The sequence below is a fragment of the Sphingopyxis sp. GW821-FHT02C12 genome (assembly GCF_059421785.1).
The window spans coordinates 136,984-154,500 of the sequence record NZ_JBWKVQ010000002.1 but is presented as its reverse complement, the minus strand read 5'-3'; the positions used below and the strand labels follow the sequence as shown (position 1 = coordinate 154,500).

At 65.1% G+C, this 17,517-nt stretch carries 19 protein-coding genes and 1 pseudogene; 15 read left to right on the top strand and 5 right to left on the bottom strand.

What is annotated here, in order from left to right; all coding sequences use genetic code 11:
- The first annotated feature begins 267 nt into the window (after window positions 1-267).
- The 11 genes from AC07U1_RS15890 to AC07U1_RS15840 are packed head-to-tail and all read left to right on the top strand — an operon-like array spanning window position 268 to window position 7,459.
- Entirely contained in the window at window positions 268-777 is a 510-nt protein-coding gene (locus AC07U1_RS15890) for an RrF2 family transcriptional regulator (protein ID WP_495178346.1), read from the top strand.
- Complete coding sequence (gene sufB, locus AC07U1_RS15885; protein WP_495178347.1) at window positions 774-2,261, top strand: Fe-S cluster assembly protein SufB; 1,488 nt, start codon at window positions 774-776, stop codon at window positions 2,259-2,261. Before AC07U1_RS15890 ends, sufB begins: the two co-directional genes overlap by 4 nt.
- A complete protein-coding gene (locus tag AC07U1_RS15880) occupies window positions 2,261-2,695 on the top strand; it encodes a hypothetical protein (RefSeq protein ID WP_495178348.1) in 435 nt (144 codons plus the stop codon). The genes sufB and AC07U1_RS15880 overlap by 1 nt, the downstream gene beginning before the upstream one ends.
- Entirely contained in the window at window positions 2,695-2,895 is a 201-nt protein-coding gene (locus AC07U1_RS15875) for a hypothetical protein (protein WP_187141684.1), read from the top strand. Before AC07U1_RS15880 ends, AC07U1_RS15875 begins: the two co-directional genes overlap by 1 nt.
- Window positions 2,882-3,625 carry a Fe-S cluster assembly ATPase SufC gene (gene sufC / locus AC07U1_RS15870; RefSeq protein WP_495178350.1) on the top strand — a complete coding sequence of 248 codons (744 nt, stop codon included), beginning with the start codon at window positions 2,882-2,884 and terminating at the stop codon, window positions 3,623-3,625. The genes AC07U1_RS15875 and sufC overlap by 14 nt, the downstream gene beginning before the upstream one ends.
- A 17-nt stretch (window positions 3,626-3,642) precedes the next feature.
- Window positions 3,643-4,005: a hypothetical protein gene (locus tag AC07U1_RS15865; RefSeq protein WP_495197744.1), complete on the top strand. Its 363-nt coding sequence runs from the start codon at window positions 3,643-3,645 to the stop codon at window positions 4,003-4,005.
- The gene (locus tag AC07U1_RS15860; RefSeq protein WP_495178352.1) at window positions 4,002-4,733 is read left to right on the top strand and encodes a SufD family Fe-S cluster assembly protein; all 732 of its coding nucleotides are present in this window, start codon (window positions 4,002-4,004) and stop codon (window positions 4,731-4,733) included. Before AC07U1_RS15865 ends, AC07U1_RS15860 begins: the two co-directional genes overlap by 4 nt.
- Window positions 4,730-5,974 (top strand): aminotransferase class V-fold PLP-dependent enzyme, encoded by a 1,245-nt coding sequence (locus tag AC07U1_RS15855; protein ID WP_495178353.1) that lies wholly within the window; start codon window positions 4,730-4,732, stop codon window positions 5,972-5,974. The genes AC07U1_RS15860 and AC07U1_RS15855 overlap by 4 nt, the downstream gene beginning before the upstream one ends.
- The gene (locus AC07U1_RS15850; RefSeq protein WP_495178354.1) at window positions 5,971-6,441 is read left to right on the top strand and encodes an SUF system Fe-S cluster assembly protein; all 471 of its coding nucleotides are present in this window, start codon (window positions 5,971-5,973) and stop codon (window positions 6,439-6,441) included. Before AC07U1_RS15855 ends, AC07U1_RS15850 begins: the two co-directional genes overlap by 4 nt.
- A complete protein-coding gene (locus AC07U1_RS15845; protein ID WP_056348917.1) occupies window positions 6,441-6,797 on the top strand; it encodes a HesB/IscA family protein in 357 nt (118 codons plus the stop codon). The genes AC07U1_RS15850 and AC07U1_RS15845 overlap by 1 nt, the downstream gene beginning before the upstream one ends.
- A gap of 59 nt (window positions 6,798-6,856) precedes the next feature.
- The gene (locus AC07U1_RS15840) at window positions 6,857-7,459 is read left to right on the top strand and encodes a methyltransferase family protein (protein ID WP_495178355.1); all 603 of its coding nucleotides are present in this window, start codon (window positions 6,857-6,859) and stop codon (window positions 7,457-7,459) included.
- On the opposite strand, the gene AC07U1_RS15835 is transcribed toward AC07U1_RS15840, so the two are convergent.
- Window positions 7,456-8,172: an extensin-like domain-containing protein gene (locus tag AC07U1_RS15835; protein WP_495197743.1), complete on the bottom strand. Its 717-nt coding sequence runs from the start codon at window positions 8,170-8,172 to the stop codon at window positions 7,456-7,458. The two genes, AC07U1_RS15840 and AC07U1_RS15835, sit on opposite strands and share 4 nt — an antisense overlap.
- A gap of 85 nt (window positions 8,173-8,257) precedes the next feature.
- On the opposite strand from AC07U1_RS15835, the gene AC07U1_RS15830 reads away from it, so the two are divergent.
- Complete coding sequence (locus AC07U1_RS15830) at window positions 8,258-9,796, top strand: tryptophan halogenase family protein (RefSeq protein ID WP_495178357.1); 1,539 nt, start codon at window positions 8,258-8,260, stop codon at window positions 9,794-9,796.
- A 4-nt stretch (window positions 9,797-9,800) separates the two neighbouring features.
- Here AC07U1_RS15830 and AC07U1_RS15825 read toward each other — a convergent pair.
- Window positions 9,801-11,001, bottom strand: a pseudogene (locus AC07U1_RS15825) (alginate export family protein).
- 69 nt (window positions 11,002-11,070) lie between these two features.
- On the bottom strand, window positions 11,071-12,462 hold the full coding sequence (locus AC07U1_RS15820) for a cation:proton antiporter (RefSeq protein WP_200938087.1): 1,392 nt from the start codon (window positions 12,460-12,462) through the stop codon (window positions 11,071-11,073).
- Between the two features lie 248 nt (window positions 12,463-12,710).
- On the opposite strand from AC07U1_RS15820, the gene AC07U1_RS15815 reads away from it, so the two are divergent.
- Window positions 12,711-12,956: a type II toxin-antitoxin system prevent-host-death family antitoxin gene (locus tag AC07U1_RS15815; protein ID WP_495178358.1), complete on the top strand. Its 246-nt coding sequence runs from the start codon at window positions 12,711-12,713 to the stop codon at window positions 12,954-12,956.
- Complete coding sequence (locus AC07U1_RS15810) at window positions 12,956-13,450, top strand: PIN domain-containing protein (protein ID WP_495178359.1); 495 nt, start codon at window positions 12,956-12,958, stop codon at window positions 13,448-13,450. Before AC07U1_RS15815 ends, AC07U1_RS15810 begins: the two co-directional genes overlap by 1 nt.
- 118 nt (window positions 13,451-13,568) lie before the next feature.
- Here AC07U1_RS15810 and AC07U1_RS15805 read toward each other — a convergent pair whose 3' ends face one another.
- Window positions 13,569-14,963, bottom strand: coding sequence for a cytochrome P450 (locus AC07U1_RS15805; RefSeq protein ID WP_495178360.1), 1,395 nt, complete (start codon window positions 14,961-14,963; stop codon window positions 13,569-13,571).
- Window positions 14,964-15,140: 177 nt separating this feature from the next.
- On the opposite strand from AC07U1_RS15805, the gene AC07U1_RS15800 reads away from it, so the two are divergent.
- On the top strand, window positions 15,141-16,148 hold the full coding sequence (locus tag AC07U1_RS15800; RefSeq protein WP_495178361.1) for a hypothetical protein: 1,008 nt from the start codon (window positions 15,141-15,143) through the stop codon (window positions 16,146-16,148).
- 7 nt (window positions 16,149-16,155) lie between these two features.
- Here the strand turns inward: AC07U1_RS15800 and AC07U1_RS15795 are convergent, their stop codons facing one another.
- Window positions 16,156-17,481, bottom strand: coding sequence for a dicarboxylate/amino acid:cation symporter (locus AC07U1_RS15795; RefSeq protein ID WP_495178362.1), 1,326 nt, complete (start codon window positions 17,479-17,481; stop codon window positions 16,156-16,158).
- Between the last annotated feature and the right edge of the window lie 36 nt (window positions 17,482-17,517).

Here is a 17,517-nt window from a genome sequence, read left to right as displayed (position 1 = left end):
GTCGTTTTGGCGTTTCCGTACAATCGCGAATCGGCGGCGCCCCATATTCGGGGCTTGCGACCCAGAAGAGCTCGCCTCTTTCAGAGGAACGAGACCTTCATCTTGGCACTCATTCGGCTCCGGCCGGATGGGTGCCTTTTTTTCTTGGGCGCCGGAAAAACCGCCTTGCTTGCGCGCCGCCAAAGCCTCGCCTATATAAGTGGAGTAATTTGATCCAGTTAAGAATCGTTCGCAATTTGCGCGCGATAGAGAGTCCGCACCGTCGCAATGCGCCTGTCCAACCTTGCCGATTATGCCGTGGTGCTGATGAGCGCCGCCGCCCGCCAATGCGGGTCGGTACCGATTCACGCCGGCATGCTGGCCGAGCAGACGGGGATTCCGGGACCGACCGCGCAGAAGCTGGTGAGCGGACTCGCGCGCGCCGGGCTGCTGGTTGCTTCGCGCGGCAGCGGCGGCGGGGTAAGGCTGGCACGGCCCGCGGCGGCGATCAGCGTCGCCGATATCATCGAAGCGGTCGAAGGCCCGATCGCGTTGACCGCCTGCGTTGCCGAAGGGCGCCACGATTGCTCGCTCGAGGGCAGCTGCAAGGTCCAGCCGCACTGGGGCGTAGTGAACGGTGCGGTGCGTGGGGCATTGGCGGAGATTAGTCTGGCGAGCCTCAGTAAGCCCCTCCCGCAGGCGGGAGGGGTTTGGGGAGGGCCTGTCTCGGACACCGCCTTCACCAACACCCCCTCCCCCAGCCCCTCCCGCAAGCGGGAGGGGAGGATAGAAGCATGACCGACAACACCGAACTCCCCGTCAAGGACCAGGCCGCGCACGACGCCGCGGCGAAGGTCGCCGATTATGAACATGGCTGGTCGGCCGACATCGAGACCGACTTCGCGCCCAAGGGGCTGACCGAGGATACGGTCCGCTTCATTTCGGCGAAGAAGAACGAGCCCGAATGGATGCTCGACTGGCGGCTGAAGGCGTTCCGCCACTGGTTGACGATGGAGACGCCCGACTGGGCGAAGCTCAACGTCCCGCCGATCGACTACCAAGACGCGTACTATTACGCGGCGCCCAAGGCGAAGCCGAAGCTCTCCAGCCTCGACGAGGTCGATCCCGAGATTCTCGAGGTCTACAAGAAGCTCGGCATCCCGATCGAGGAGCAGAAGGTGCTCGCGGGGGTCGAGGGCGCGCGCAAGGTCGCGGTCGATGCGGTGTTCGACAGCGTCAGCGTCGCGACGACCTTCCGCGAGGAATTGAAGCGCGCGGGCGTGATTTTCCTCTCCATCTCGGAAGCGATCCGCGAATATCCCGAGCTGGTGAAAAAGTGGCTCGGCAAGGTCGTGCCGATGCACGACAATTATTTCGCGACGCTCAATTGCGCGGTCTTCTCCGACGGCACCTTCGTCTACGTGCCCGAGGGTGTGCGCTGCCCGATGGAGCTCAGCACCTATTTCCGCATCAATGCCGAGAATACGGGGCAGTTCGAGCGGACGTTGATCATCGCGGACAAGGGCGCTTACGTCTCCTATCTCGAAGGCTGCACCGCGCCGATGCGCGACGAGAACCAGCTGCACGCCGCGGTGGTCGAACTGGTGACGCTCGACGATGCCGAGATCAAATATTCGACGGTGCAGAACTGGTATCCCGGCAATGCCGAGGGCCTCGGCGGCATCTATAATTTCGTGACCAAGCGTGCGCTGTGCCAGGGCAAGCGCAGCAAGGTGTCGTGGACGCAGGTCGAAACCGGCTCTGCGATCACCTGGAAATATCCGAGCTGCGTGCTCAACGGCGACGACAGCGTCGGCGAATTCTATTCGGTCGCGGTCACCAACAATTACCAGCAGGCCGACACCGGCACCAAGATGATCCACAATGGCAAGCGCACGCGCTCGACGATCGTTTCGAAAGGGATCAGCGCGGGCAAGTCGAACAACACCTATCGCGGCATCGTGCGCGTCGCGCCGAATGCCGAGGGCGTGCGCAATTTCACTCAGTGCGACAGCCTGCTGCTGGGCGACCAGTGCGGCGCCCACACCGTCCCCTACATCGAGGTCCGCAACCCGACCGCGACCGTCGAGCATGAAGCGACGACGAGCAAGATCAGCGACGACCAGCTGTTCTACGCGATGCAGCGCGGGCTGGGACAGGAAGAGGCCGTGGCGCTGATCGTCAACGGCTTTGCCAAGGAAGTGCTGCAGCAACTGCCGATGGAATTTGCCGTCGAGGCGCAGAAGTTGCTGGGGATCAGCCTTGAGGGGAGCGTGGGGTGATGAGCTTAGCCATTTTGTTCGCGCTCCTCTCCACAGCGCAAGCCGACGCACAGCCGACGCGCACGGTGGAAACAACCGAAAAGATCGGTTCGATCAAGGTTCCCGACGAAATCGCGCCTGCGGTCGGCCCCTATATCACTTGCCGTATCATGGCGTCGGGGACGCCGCTGATCGTCGAGGGCAAGCCGGTGAACTATAATCTGCCCGGCCAGACCGACTGCGCCAAAGTTCGCGAAAATGCCGCGCGCGAGGCCGACAAATTGCTCACCCAGCAAGGGATGAGCGACAAGGCGAAGCGCCAGGCCTTTGTCGACAGGGTGCTGGCCGATGCCGACAGCTTCGCCGCAGCGCTTTCGACACCGCAATCCGTTGCCGTTGCGCCCGATTCCCCGCTGGCACCCGATGCCGCGCCGGCCGCAAAAAGGGAACCATGATGCTGCGCTGGCTGTTCGGAAAGCGCGCCGAAAGGCCGCGAGGCTCGAAACCCGAATTGGTGCCCAACCCGGGCAACCAGACCGGGGGATCGCACGAATTTGTTCGCGTCCCGCAAGACCAGTCCCTCTCCATCAACGGCAGTCCGGTTCAGCTGGAAACCAGTGAATTTAAGATCGACCCACATCATGCTAAAAATTGAAAGCCTCCACGCAACTGTTGCTGATAAGCTGATCCTGAAAGGCTTGTCGCTCAGCATCAATGCGGGCGAAATCCATGCGATCATGGGTCCCAATGGCGCGGGCAAGTCGACGCTGTCTTATGTGCTCGGCGGGCGGCCCGGTTATGAGGTCACCGAGGGGTCGGTCGATTTCGGCGGGCAGGATCTGCTCGCCCTCGATCCGCACGAGCGCGCCGCGGCGGGGCTGTTCCTCGGCTTCCAATATCCGGTCGAGATTCCCGGCGTGTCGAACGTCCAGTTCCTGCGCGAAAGCCTCAACGCCCAGCGCAAGGCGCGCGGCGAGGAACCGCTGTCGGGCGGCGACTTCCTGAAGCTGGCGCGCGAGAAGGCGGGGCTGCTCAAGATGGACATGGACATGCTCAAGCGCCCCGTGAACGTCGGCTTTTCCGGCGGCGAGAAGAAGCGCAACGAGATGGTGCAGATGGGCATCCTCGACCCGAAGCTCGCGATCCTCGACGAGACGGACTCGGGCCTCGACATTGACGCGCTGCGCATCGTCGGCGACGGGATCAACAGCATCATGCGACGACCCGATAAGGCAGTGCTGCTGATCACCCATTACCAGCGGCTGCTCGACTATGTGCAGCCCGATTTTGTCCATGTGCTGGCCGCCGGCCGGATCGTGAAGTCGGGTGGGCCCGAGTTGGCGCGCGAGTTGGAAGAACATGGCTATTCCGAGATCGCGGCTTGATGGCGATGCTCGCCCTGATGACCATGACGCCCGCCGCGGCGCTGCCTTCGGCGCCGGCGATCGAGGAAGAGATCGTCGTGATCGCGAGCAAGCTCAAGGACTGGCGCGCCTCGTTGGTCGAGTCTCGTGGCGATGTCCGTTGTTTCACGCAGCGGTCGACCGGCGACGCCGCGATCGACCGCATCGGGTGCCAGTCCATGATGCAATGCCATGCGCGGTACAAGGACCGGTTCGCCGGTTTCAAGGACCATCGCGTCCCGTCGAACAAGCGTAAGGCGATGTACAAGAGCTTCATGAAGGACGAGTTTTCGCCCTGCGTTTTCGAAAGGCGCGAAGCGATGATCACCGATCTCGCCGACGTGAGGGCGGCGGCACGATGAGCGCGCGTCCCCTCCCCTCGCGGCGCGACGAAGCGTGGCGTTATAGCAACATCGACGCGGTTGCCGCAGCGTGGCCGTTGCCCGCCCCCGAGAGCATCATCGTACCCGCCGGCGGCTCGTTCCGCCGCGCGGTCGTGCAGGATGCGGGTGACATCCGGCAGATCGAACTGGTGCTCGGCAAGGGCGCTGCGGCGTCGCTGCATGTCCTCAATATCGGCGGCGCTTATGGCCGCATCGAACTCGCGGTGACGCTGCACGAAGGCGCCGACTTCCATCTCGGCGCGGCGCAGATCGGCGGCGGGGAGCAGAATCTGGAGATCGTCACCACCGTGACCCATTCCGAACCCGGCGCGACGTCGCGGCAGGTTGTGCGGTCGGTGCTCGGCGGTACCGCGACCGGCACCTATCTCGGCAAGGTCGCGGTCGCGCGCGATGCACAGCAAACCGACAGCGCACAGGATGTGAAGGCGATGCTGCTCGACCGCAGCGCGACCGCCAACGCCAAGCCCGAGCTCGAGATCTTCGCCGACGATGTGAAATGTGCGCATGGCTGCGCGATCGGCGAACTCGACGCGATGGCGCTTTATTATCTGCAATCGCGCGGGTTGCCGCCGGGTGAGGCGAAGAAGCTGATGTTGCAGGCGTTTGTCGCGGGGGTGTTCGATGGCGCCGAGGATGAGGCGCGGTTGCAGGACCTGGCGTTGGCGAAGCTGGGGGAATTGGTGTGACCAACCTCCCATCCCCGTTTGTGTCGAGCGAAGTCGAGACACCCACCGGTAGTGCACGCCTTCGTGGTGTCTCGACTTCGCTCGACACGAACGGGCTTAGGGGGCAGTTTCCGGGGCTCGCGGGCAACTGGCACTATCTCGACACCGCAGCGACCGCGCAAAAGCCGCAGGCGGTGATCGACGCGACAGTGAACGCGATGGGCCGCGACTATGCGACCGTCCACCGCGGCGTCTATGCGCGCTCGGCCGACATGACGCTCGCCTATGAGGCGGCCCGGCGGCGGATTGCGGCGTTTATCGGCGCGCGCGAGAATGAGATCGCTTTTGTGCGCGGCGCGACCGAGGCGATCAACCTTGTCGCCTACTCGCATCCGAAAAAGGGCCGCGTGCTGCTCTCCACGTTGGAACATCACAGCAATATCGTGCCCTGGCAGCTTGCGGGCTGGCAGGTCAATGTCTGCCCGCTGACCGCGGACGGACGCATCGATTTGGACGCCGCCGAGACGCTGCTGACCAGCGAACATACTATGGTCGCCTTCGCGCATGTGTCGAACGTGCTCGGCAGCCCGCTCGACGTCGCGCGCGCCGCCGAGCTGGCGCACCGTGTCGGCGCCGAATTGCTGGTCGACGGTTGCCAGGCGGTACCGCGGCTGCCCGTCGATGTCGCGGCGCTCGGTTGCGACTATTATGTCTTCTCGGGGCACAAGCTTTACGGTCCCACCGGCATCGGGGTGCTGTGGAGCGACAAGCTCGATACGCTGCCGCCGTGGCAGGGCGGCGGATCGATGATCGACCGCGTGACCTTTGCCAAAACGACCTATGCCCCGGCGCCGACCCGCTTCGAGGCGGGGACGCCGGCGATCATCGAGGCGCTTGGGCTTGCCGCTGCGGTCGAATATGTCGAAGCGATCGGCGTCGAGGCGATCCACGCGCATGAGGTCGCGCTCGTCGGAAGCCTGCGCGAACAGCTCGCGCGGCGGAACAGCATAACGCTGTTCGGACCCGAAAACAGCGCCGGAATCGTCAGTTTTGCGATGGCGGGGGTTCATCCGCACGACATCGGCACTATCTTGGACGAAAGCGGGGTCGCGATCCGCGCCGGGCACCATTGCGCACAGCCGCTGATGGAGCATCTGGGCGTGCCGGCGACCGCGCGCGCGAGTTTTGGCGTTTACAGCAATGACGATGACGTGGCGGCGCTGATCGAGGGTCTGTCGCGCGTCGAGAGGATTTTCGGATGAGCGAGGATCGGATGATCAAGGTTGAGGAAGTGACGAGCGTCGAGGCGCCGCCCAAAGCGCGCGTCGAGGATATCGAGACCGCGCCCGAGAAGCTGGAGCGCAAGCGCGACTATCTGGAGGGTTTTCTTGCCGCGAAGCCCGCGGCGGTCGAACCGGGCGCCGTCGGCGGCGACCTGTACGAGGCCGTCGTCAATGCATTGAAGGACATCTTCGACCCCGAAATCCCGGTCAACATCTATGACCTCGGGCTGATCTACAATGTCGAGATCGATGAGGGGCATGTCGTCGTCACCATGACGCTGACCACGCCGCACTGCCCGGTCGCCGAATCGATGCCCGCCGAGGTCGAACTGCGCGTCGGCGCGGTGCCCGGGGTCGGCGATGCCGAGGTCAACCTCGTCTGGGATCCGCCGTGGTCGCCCGACAATATGAGCGACGAAGCGCGCCTTGAACTGGGAATGCTGTGATGACCGAAGTGAAAACTCGTGCACGCCCTGCCGCCGTAGCCCTCACCGTCGGCGCGGAAGACCGCATCGCGACATTGATGGCATCGGCGCCCGAAGGCGCGATCGGCGTCCGCCTGTCGACCCCGCGCCGCGGCTGTTCGGGGCTCGCCTATTCGGTCGACTATGTCACCGAAGAAGTGAAGTTCGACGAAAAGATCGAAACCCCCGGCGGCGTCTTCTACATCGACGGCGCATCGGTGCTCTACCTGATCGGCAGCACGATGGACTGGGTCGAGGATGATTTCGCTGCGGGCTTCGTGTTCGAGAACCCGAACGCCAAGGGCGCGTGCGGCTGCGGCGAGAGCTTCACGGTCTAACCCGGCGCATTTTTGCACCGGACATGCTAAGTTTCCCCGTCAAATGAGGGGGGAGCGTCATGGTTCGTGCCTTCTATCTGGTCTATGCGGGCCTGTGCTACGCGATATTCTTCGCGATATTCCTGTACCTTATCGCCTTCGTCGGCAACCTGCCGGTCGTCCCGGTCACCATCGATGCCGCGCGGACGGGGCCGATGGCGACCGCGGTCGCGGTCGATATCGCGCTGGTCGCGCTGTTCGGCTGCTGGTATGCGCTGCCCGCGACGGTGTGGGCGGTCGAGAACGGAATCGGCGCCGGCATCCTGTGGGCGCTGTTTGCGAGCGGCTGGGCGATCGTGCTGCTGAGCACCTTCCTGCTCAACCACTTCGAGCTGTTCGGATTGCAACAGGCGTGGTTCGCGCTGCGCGAGCGGGCGGCCGCCGTGCCGCAGTTGCACCAGCCCTTGTTCTACAAGATCGTCCGCCATCCGCTCTACGCCGGCTTCTTCATCGCCTTCTGGGCGACGCCGCGGATGAGCGTCGGCCACCTGCTCTTCGCGGTCGGCATGTCAGCCTATATGCTGATCGCCATCCGGTTCGAGGAGCGCGACCTGATCGCGACCTTCGGCGGGGACTATGTCGCCTATCGGGAAAGGGTCGGGATGCTGGTGCCGCGACTCTAGTGGCACACCGTCCAGCCGGCGGTCCGCTTCGCCATGTCTAGGTGGAAATGGTCGGCGTGGGCGGCGTTATAGTCGGGCGACAGCACGGTGCTGAACAGGCCGCACGACCCGTCGCGCACGGCGTGCAGGAATTCGCTGCGTGCATCGCCGTCGTTCCAGTCGCCCACCAGCGTGATGCGCGTCCCGTCGGCGAGAACAAAGGCCGATATGTCGATCGCATTGGCGGTCGAATGCTGGCTCTGCGCCTGTTTCCCCGCGATCTTGCGGCAGTTGTAGCTGCCCAGATTTTCGAGTTCGGCCACAGCCTGTCCGAAATGCTTTTGCGCCAGCGGCTGAACGACGTCGCGGTTCCACAGCGCCATCGCCGCGGTCACCGCGCAGCCGGGCGCGACATTCGCGGGGCGCATCGTCGGCACGAGCCGATTGCCGGTCAGCACCATGCGCTGGCTCGCGCGGCAGACGCCCTGCCCCACCACCGGCCGCCGTTCATACCCCGCCTTCGCCCGATCGAAGGCGGCGAAACAGGCGCTATCGTCGCCGACCAGCCCCACCAGCTTGCGATGGGTCGCCCAGCCTTGCGGCTGCGCGAGTTCGAAACGTGCGGTGGGGTCATGCTGGGGATGATCGCGCAGCCACTGCATCGCGTAGACCGCGGCGGTCGCGAGCAACAGGGCGACGGCGAACCCGATCAGATAAGGACGAAAACTCTTCACCCCTGTCCAATGCCCGCGCGGCACCGCCCGTTCCAGCACCAAATTACCGCTTGTTGAAAGCCGCGGGGCGCGTGATAGCGTTCCCATGGCGAAGCGCTCGATCCTGATCGTCGGCGGCGGCACCGCGGGCTGGCTGACCGCCGCCTATCTCGCGCGTTTTTTCGATCTCGCGCGCAACCCGCGGCTGTCGATCACGCTGCTCGCGTCGGACGAGATCGGCAGCATCGGGGTCGGCGAAGGCGCCTTTCCGACGATCCGCAACACGCTGCAATATATCGGTGTCGACGAAAGCGAGTTCGTGCGCCGCGCGTCGGCGACGTTCAAGCAGGGCATTCGTTTCGACGATTGGGTTCGCACGCCCAGGGATGGCCGGTCGAGCCATTTCCTCCACCCGTTCGAGGCGCCCTATCATGGCGACGGCCACAGCCTGGTTTCCTATTGGCTGCTCCAGGACGAAGCCACGCGGCGGCCGTTCGCCGAGGCGATGACGATCCAGAACCGCGTCGCCGAGGCGCGGCGTGCGCCCAAGCGGCCGGGCGAGGAAGCGTTTGGCGGGCCGTTGAACTATGCCTATCATTTCGACGCGACGCGGCTGGCCGAGGTGCTGTCGAACCAGGCGCGGACGCTGGGCGTCGACCACCTGCCGGGCACGCTGACCGCTGTCGCGCTGCACGCTGAAAGCGGCGCGATCGACCATGTCGTGACCGCCGAGCATGGGGTGCTAACCGCCGATCTTTACATCGACTGTTCGGGTTTCCGCGCCGAACTGATCGACGCGCTAGGCGCGCCGTTCCGCAGCGTGAAGCACCAGCTGTTCACCGACCGCGCGCTGGCGTGCAAGATTCCCTATGACGCCCCCGACACGCCGCTCGAAAGCTATACGATCGCCGCGGCGCATGAGGGCGGCTGGACGTGGGACATCGGCCTCGCTGGCGCGCGCGGGGTCGGCTGCGTCTATTCGAGCGACCATCTGAGCGACGATCGCGCCGCCGACATCCTGTCGGGTTATACCGGCGGGCGCAGTCAGGACGTCGGGGTGCGCAGCATTCCGTTCGCGGCGGGGTATCGCCCGACGCCGTGGGTGAAGAATTGCGTCGCGGTCGGGTTGTCGGGCGGCTTCCTCGAGCCGCTGGAATCGACGGGGCTGGTGACGATCGAGACCGCCGCGGCGATGATCGCCGAGATGTTTCCGCTCGGCGGTCCGGTCGCGGCGCCAGCGCGGCGCTTCAACGAATTGATGACCGCGCGCTATGAGAATATCGTCAACTTCCTGAAGCTCCATTATTGCCTCAGCCGCCGCGACGAACCCTTCTGGCGCGACAATGCCGACCCGGCGTCGATCCCCGACCGATTGAAAGAATTGCTCGACGAGTGGCGCTATCGTCCGCCGGGCCGTTTCGATTTCATCCTCGACCTCGAAAGCTTCGCCTTCTTCAACTACCAATATATTCTCTATGGCATGGAATATCGCACCGACCTGACCCCGGTGCGCGAGGAATTCCCCGATGTCGCCGAGGCCGAGCGCATCTTTGCCCGCATCCGCAGCTTCGGCGCCCAGGCAGCGCACGAGCTGCCGTCGCACCGCGCGCTGGTCGACCAGATCAACGCCGCGTCCTACGCCTGACCGCCTAGAGCGCCCACTCGAGAGTCAGCCAGAGCCGGTCGGTGTCGGTCGCGAAAGCGTCGGCGCGGTAGTGCGCATAGCGGACCGAGCCGCCGGTGCGGCCGCGCTTTGCGGTGAGCGCGAGCCCGATTTCGTCGCCATAATGTTGGTCGGCGCGGTCGCTGTCGAAATGGTGCCAGACGCCGATGACGCCGATCGCATCGAAACCCGCCGTCTTTTTCCAGCCATAGCCGAGGCTCGCGTATAGATCGCGCAGGCCGTTCGGCGGCGTGGTGACGAATTTTCCGGCCCAGCCGTTGAAGCGGAAATGCGACGCGAGCGGGGTCTGGACGCTGGTGAACGCCGCGCCGCCATCCGCCCCGAGTATTTCGTAACCACCGGTGGCGCTCAGCCCGCCAGCACTCACTCCCACTTCAGCGAGCCAGTAATCGGCGGCATAGTCATTCGGGTTGCGGTGCCAGTCGCTCTGCCGCGCCCAGCTCGCGACATAGGTGAGTTTCACATCCTTCGCGAGCGGCTGGCTGCCCGCGAAGCGCGGCCCCCAGGTCTGGTTCGCCAGTCGATAGCCCTGAACCGCGACCTCGTCCTGATCGACCAGATAAGCGAAACCGCTCACCGTACCGATGGGGGTGCCATAGCCGACGACCGCGAGAATATTGTCGCCGCCGATCGCCTGCGGCCGCGCCGTTGCGGCCGTTCACCGTCCGCACGCTCCAGCCATAGGTCAGGTCGGCGCTGAGGCCCGTCGGCTTGCCGACTTGCAAGCGCACCGCGTCATAGGTCTGCTCATTCTGGCGGAAGCCCGCCGAGCCGACGAAGCGCTGGTCGGCAAGTTCGATCCGCTGGCGCCCGGCGGTCAACGCCAGCCCGTTCGCGCCCGCATAACGGATCTGCGCGCGGTTGAGTTCGAGGTTCGGCGGGTCGGCGATCAGCGGGAAAGTCGTCTTGCCGTTGGTGCCGTCGTTATAGTCATAGGCGATCGCCAGATTGGCCTCGCCCTCAACCAGCAGCGACCAGCGTCCCTTGGTGGCTTGCACTCCGGGGCGCACGCGCAGCGTCAGCGCGTCGGCCTTTTCGGCGAGGCCGTCCTGCTCGGTCGCCTCGTAGCGCAGACGCGCGTCGATCAGCGGTTTGACCTTCACCTCTTGCGCGCACGCGGTGCCGCTGAGCAGCGCCAGCGGCGCCGCCATCCAGAGTCTCTTCATATCGGAAGCTCCAAAAATCCTCCCCGCCTTCGGCGCGGGGCCAAAGACGGGGGAGGCAGGAGGGATGGGTCAGGCCGGCTTGGCGGCCAAAGGCGTCGCGGGCTGCGCATCGTCCGGCGCCTCGATGCCGAGCGCGCCGAGTTCGCCGGTTTCGCGCGCCTTGCGGCCGTAGACGATTTCGAACAGCGGCCCCGCCATCACGGTGGTGACGATCGCCATCAGCACCATGATCGCGAACAGGGTCGGACCGATGATGCCTTTTTGCAGGCCGATGTTGATGATGATCAGTTCCATCAGCCCGCGCGCGTTCATCAGCGCCCCGATGCCCATCGCGGTGCGATTGTCCTCACCCGCGAGCCGCGCCGCGAGCCAGCAGGCACCGAACTTCGCCGCGATCGAGACGAGCAGGATGCCGAGCGCGATCGCGAGCAGCGACAGGCTGTTCACCGTCGTCAGCTGGGTGTTGAGGCCCGAAAAGGTGAAGAACATCGGCAGCAGGAAGACGACCGTCATCGGCTCGATCTTCTTCTTGATCTCTTCGGTGAGCAGCCCGCGCGGCATGCAGGCGCCAAGCAGGAAACCGCCGAACACCGCATGGATGCCGACCGCGTCCATGAAGAAGGCCGACATGGCGTAAAGCATCAGCACGACGGCGAGCAACGCGTGGGTGAGTTCGCCCTTCGCCTCGACCGCGCGGCCGAGCGGGACCAGCAGCTTGCGGCCGATAAAGAACATGAACAATGCGAAGCCGACCCCGCCGACGATGGCGAGCAGGGCAACACCGGGTCCGGCGCCGAAGGTCGCCAGCACGACCGCCAGCACGCACCACGACACCGCGTCGTCGAACGCCCCTGCGGTCAGCGTCAGTGTGCCCAGCGAGGTATTGGCGAGGCCGCGCTCGTTGATGATCCGCGCGAGCATCGGAAAGGCGGTGAGCGCGATGCAGGCGCCCATGAACAGGGTCGCCGGGCCTTGGCCCAGTCCCTCGGTGAACAGCCCCGGAACGCCGATCAGGAAGGGAGTGATCAACGCCGCGAACAGGAACGGCGCGGCGATGCCCGCCGCCGACACGCCGACCGCGCTTTTCGCCTTCGACTGGAAATGGTCGAGGCGCAGCGTCGTGCCGACGAGGAACATGTACAGGCCGACGCCGAATTGCGCGCCGACATAGAGCATGTTGCGCGTTTCCTTGGGGAAGAGCGCGCCCTGGACGTCGGGGAAGAAGAGGCCGAACAACGAGGGGCCGAGGATCACGCCCGCGATCATCTCACCCACCACCTGCGGCTGGCCGAAAAAGCGGTTCGCGAGCCAGCCGACGATGCGGCAGACGAGCAGGATCACCGCGATCTGCAGGAAAAAATGGATGCTGTAGTCGGAGGGCGCATAACTCTGCGCCGCGTCCACCGCCGGTCCGTGCTTGCCCATGACATCGCCGACGGCGCGCCACAGTTCCGCGAACATATCTGATACCAATGACCGTCTCCCCTCTGGCGCCCGTACGGTTCGAAAACCACCGATACGCTCCATTCCCACCATCAGGAGACATGAATACGGCACAGGCGCAAGACCGGCGCGATGATTGGGCGCGCCCTGTCTTGTCGATTTCCGGGCAAAGGATCATTTCTGTTGCGAGCCGGTAACAGTGTAGTAACATACCTACATGTGAACGATCCCGGTAGCGCTACCAGATGTATGAGGGAAATGGCGAAATGAAGCGCGTCACCAGCCGCGAATTCAACCAGGACGTGAGTCGCGCAAAGCGACTCGCGGCGATCGAGCCGGTGTTCGTCACCGATCGCGGCCGCCCCACCCATGTCCTGATCAGCATCGATGCGTGGCGGCAATTGAGCGGCGAGCGCGAGACGATCGTGCAACTGCTTGCCGCGCCGCCGGGCGAGGTCGCGCTCGATCGCACGCCCTTGCGCAAGGCGCTCGCCAGCCGGGGGCGCGGCTGATGTTTCTGCTCGATGCCGAGGTCGCGCTCGACCTGCGCCATGCCGGCATCGCCGGCGAAAGCGCTGCGCTCGCGGCGTGGGCGCAGCGGACATCGCGCCATGCGATGTTCCTGTCGGCGCTGACGCTGGTCGAACTCGACAACGCCGCCGCGCTGGCGGCCAAGCAAGGCAAGGCGGCGGGCGCCGCGTGGCGAAGCTGGATCGACGACCAGTTGCTGCCGGCGTTCGAGGGGCGCATCATCGCGGTCGACCTGGCCGTGGTTCGCCGCCGCGCCGCGCTGGCGCTCGATCAGGATCGCGACGCGCTGCTCGCGGCGACCGCGCTCGAGCATGGGCTGGCGCTCGTTACCTATGCCCCCGCATCATTCCGCACCGCGCGGCTCAAGCTGATCGACCCCCGCCGCGCGGCTCCCGACGCCGGCGAAGCGACCGACTGGCGCGAAGCGACGCGCGAACGCGCGCCCTGGCTCCGGAACCTGTTTATTCGCGGCTAGCGGGCGGTTCGCCGGCCGTCATTGCGAGGAGCCGGAGGCGGCGCGGCAATCTCCAGCTATCGGCCTTGCGCAAGACTGATGGCTGGGGATTGCTTCGCTTCGCTCGCAATGACGGGAATCAGGCGAGCTTCTCGAACGTCACCAGCAAGCCGTCCTTGGGACGCGGGATCGGCCACATATACCAGTCTGGGTCATAACCCTCGGCGACGCTGATGCGGTGCGTCGTGATCACATGGTGGAAAAAGATCTTCGCCTGCATGTAAGCGAAATGCAGCCCCAGGCACATATGCGCGCCGCCGCCGAACGGCACCCAGGCATATTTGTGTCGCCCCTTCGCCCCCTCTGGCGAAAAGCGCATCGGGTCGAACGTCTCGGGCTCGGGCCAATATTCGGGCATCATGTGCGTGTAGCCGGGATTGACCCCGACGCTGGTGCCGGCGGGGATGGTATAGCCGCCGAATTCGAAATCGCGCAGTGCGCGGCGCGGGATGCTCGGCACCGGCGGGATCATCCGCAGCGCTTCCTTGAATGCCCATTCGGTGAGCTCGAGCTCGTTCAGCGCATTGTGACCGACGCCCTCGCCCGCCGGCGCGACGCGCAGCATTTCCTCGCGTAATTTTTCCTGCCACTCCGGGTTCTTGGCGAGCAGCCAGACCATCGAACTGATCGAGCTGGTGATCGTGTCGTGCGCCGCCATCATCAGGAAATTCATATGATCGACGATGCCCTCGACGCTCAGATAATCGCCATTCTCGTCGCGCGCCTGACAGATTTGCGTGAACATGTCCTCGCCGTCCGACGTCCGGCGTTCGGGGACCATCCTGCTGAAATAATCGACCAGATATTTGCGCCCCGCGACGCCGCGCCCCATCGCGGTGAAGGGCAGCGGGCGGCGGACGATGCCGATCGACGCCTGCACCATGTCGACGAAGCTTTTGTTGATCTTCTCCGCCTCGGGACCCCAGGGGATGCCGAGGAAGCTGGTCGCGGCAAGGTCGAGCGTCAGCTGCTTGATCGCGGGATAGAATTTGAACGTCCGCCCGCTCCACGACGCGACGCGCGCCTTGATCCCGGCATTGAGGCTGTCGGCGTAGAGCCGCATCGGTTCGGGCTTGAAGGCGACCGACAAAGTCTTGCGGTCGGCGCGATGCTTTTCGAAATCCATCAGCATCAGCCCGCGCGGGAAGAGCAGGTTGAGCACCGGGCCCCAGCCCTGTTCGGACGAGAAATTCTTGTCGCGATCGAACATCGCCAGCTCGTTCGCCTCGGGCCCGTGGATCGCGACGCTGCGCCCGCCGAAGCTTTTGGTGCGATAGACCTTGCCATATTTGGCGACCATGCGGCGCGAAAAGCCCTGCGGGTCCTTGAGCTGGTCGAGCGTCGTGCCGAGCAAAGGCAGGCCATCCTCGCCCGGGATATGATCGAGCAGGCTTTCGTCGTTGCGCGGCAGCCAGTGCTGCGTGTCGGAACCAAAGCGCGCTTCGGACCATGTGATTTTGGCGGGGGCGTTCATCGTGGGAGATCCTCGTCAAAAGGGCTGTCGTCCTTTGGGTATCGCACTACTGACATTGATGCAAGTAACGTCCCGTCGTCGCTGCGACTCTATTCACCGCAAATTCAACTCGACTCGCGCAAATTGGCGGCCATGATGATCGGACTGCCCCGGCAGTCCGCAACCAAGGACAAGAGCATGGCCAACTTCCTTCGCCGCCCCCTCGGGATCGCGCTCGGCGCGCTGGCGACGACCAGCCTCGGCGGCTGCTATTACGGCAACGTCAATGGCTATGGGTCAAGCTACGCCGGCAACGACTGCGTCGCGCAATATGGCAACGATTATTACGACGCCGATCCTTATGCCTATGACGACGGCTATGGTTATGACTGCTACGACGGCGGCGATTATGGCGCGGGCTTCGTCAACATCGGCTTCGGCGGCGGCTGGTACGATAATTATTATTATCCCGGTTCGGGCCTGTGGCTCTTCGACAGCTATAACAACCGCTATCCGCTGCGCGGCCAGTATCTGAACTATTGGGGAGGACGCCGCGCGTGGTGGAAACATCATGGCGGACGCGGCGACGGCCATTGGAACGGCAGCCGTCCGGGCCGTGGCGACGGTCCGCGCGGCGATGGCAGGCCCGGTGACCGCCCGGGCGGCTGGGACGGGCGCGATCGCGACAATGACGGACCGCGCGGCACCCACCCGCCGCGCCCCGGAACGGGCGCCGGCAATCCGCCGACGACTACAAACCCGATCGATCCCGGTCGCGGCAACGGTCGTCCGGGCGGCTGGGGTGGCCCAGGCCGCGGCGACAATGACGGACCGCGCGGCACACGCCCGCCGCGGCCCGGCGCCGGCAACGGCAATCCGGCTCCGCCGACGGGGACGGTGCCGATCCGCCCCGGCCGCCCCGATCGCGGGGTCGGCAACACACGCCCGTCGCGACCCGACGGCAATAACGGCGGCGGTCGCCCGCGCCAGCAATGGCAGGGAAATCCCGGCGGCAATACCGGCGACAACGGATCGATGGGCATGCCGCCGCGTTCCGGTGGCAGCGCAGGGACCGCTCCGCGCCCGGCGCCGTCGCAGGCCGCCCCTCCCGTCCGGTCGGCACCACCCGCTGCGAGCGCGCCGCGCCCGTCGCCGTCAACGCGGGTAAGCCCTGCCGACCGACCGAACCGCGTCCGTGAGGACTGAACCGACGTCAGCCGGCGGCGCGCGGCGCCGCCGGCGTGGCCGCGACACCCTTTGACACCACCGTCGCGGCAACGAGGTCGCCGACGACGTTGAGCGTCGTGCGGCACATGTCGAGGAAGCGGTCGACGCCCAATATCAGCCCGATCCCCTCGGACGGCACCCCGACCGAGGCGAGGATCAGCGCGATCACCGGCAGCGATCCTGCCGGCACGCCCGCGGTGCCGATCCCGCCAAGAATGCACACGAGCATCACGAAAATCTGTTGCTGCAGCGTCAGGTCGACACCGAAGAATTGCGCGAGGAAGATCACCGTCACGCCCTCGAACATCGCGGTGCCGTTCTGGTTCGCGGTCGCTCCTATCGTCAACACGAAGCGCGCGACGCGGTCGGGCAGGCGCAACCGATCGTGCGCGACACGCAACGCCGTCGGCAAGGTCGCGTTCGACGAGGCGGTCGCGAAGGCCATCATCGAGGCCTCCTGCGTTTCGCGGAAAAAGGCGACCGGAGATTTTCCGGCGAAGATTTTCAGGATGATCGGGAAAACGACGAGCATCTGGATCGACAGCGCGAGCAGCACGACGCCGACAAAGGCCGACAGGCGAATGAGGAGGTCGAACCCGAACTGCGCCCCCAGATTGAACATGAAACAAAAGATCGCGATCGGCGCGAGCTGGATGACGAGGCCGATCAGCTTCATCGCGACTTCGAACACCCCCTCGACGACCGTCTTGAGTTGCCGGGTCTGTGGCGATTGCACCAGCATCAGCCCGATGCCGAAAAAGAGCGCGAAGAACATGACCGCGATCACGTCATTCTCGCTCATCGCAAGGAAGACATTACTGGGCACGATGGCGACGATCGCGTCTGCCCCGGTCTTCGCCTCGTGGCTGCTTTGAACGATGCTGCCCGCGCGATCGGCGCCCTCGGCGATCAGCGACCGGGCCAGTCCCGGATCGACGCCCCCGCCGGGCTGTAGCAGGTTGACGACGAGCAGACTGATCGCGACGGCGATCGACGATACGATGACGGTGTAGACGAGCGTTCGCAGTCCGACCGTCCTGAGCGCCCGCATTTCGCCCATTTCGGCGACGCCGACGATCAGCGCGGACACCAGCAGCGGGATGACGAGCATGAACAGCAGGCGCAGGAATATCTCGCCCAATTTGCCCAGATAATAGGTGGCGGTATCGACCCACGCCGCGTCGGACGTGCCATAATGCGCCGCGAGACCGAAGAGCAGGCCAGCGACGAAGCCGATCAGCATCCGCCATTGCAGTCGGCGGGCGCGCAGACCCTCGCGCTCCGCCTCGTCCATCGCTGCTTCGCCGGCCATGTTCAGCTCCTTGCTCGCCCCCGTGGGACGGCCAGA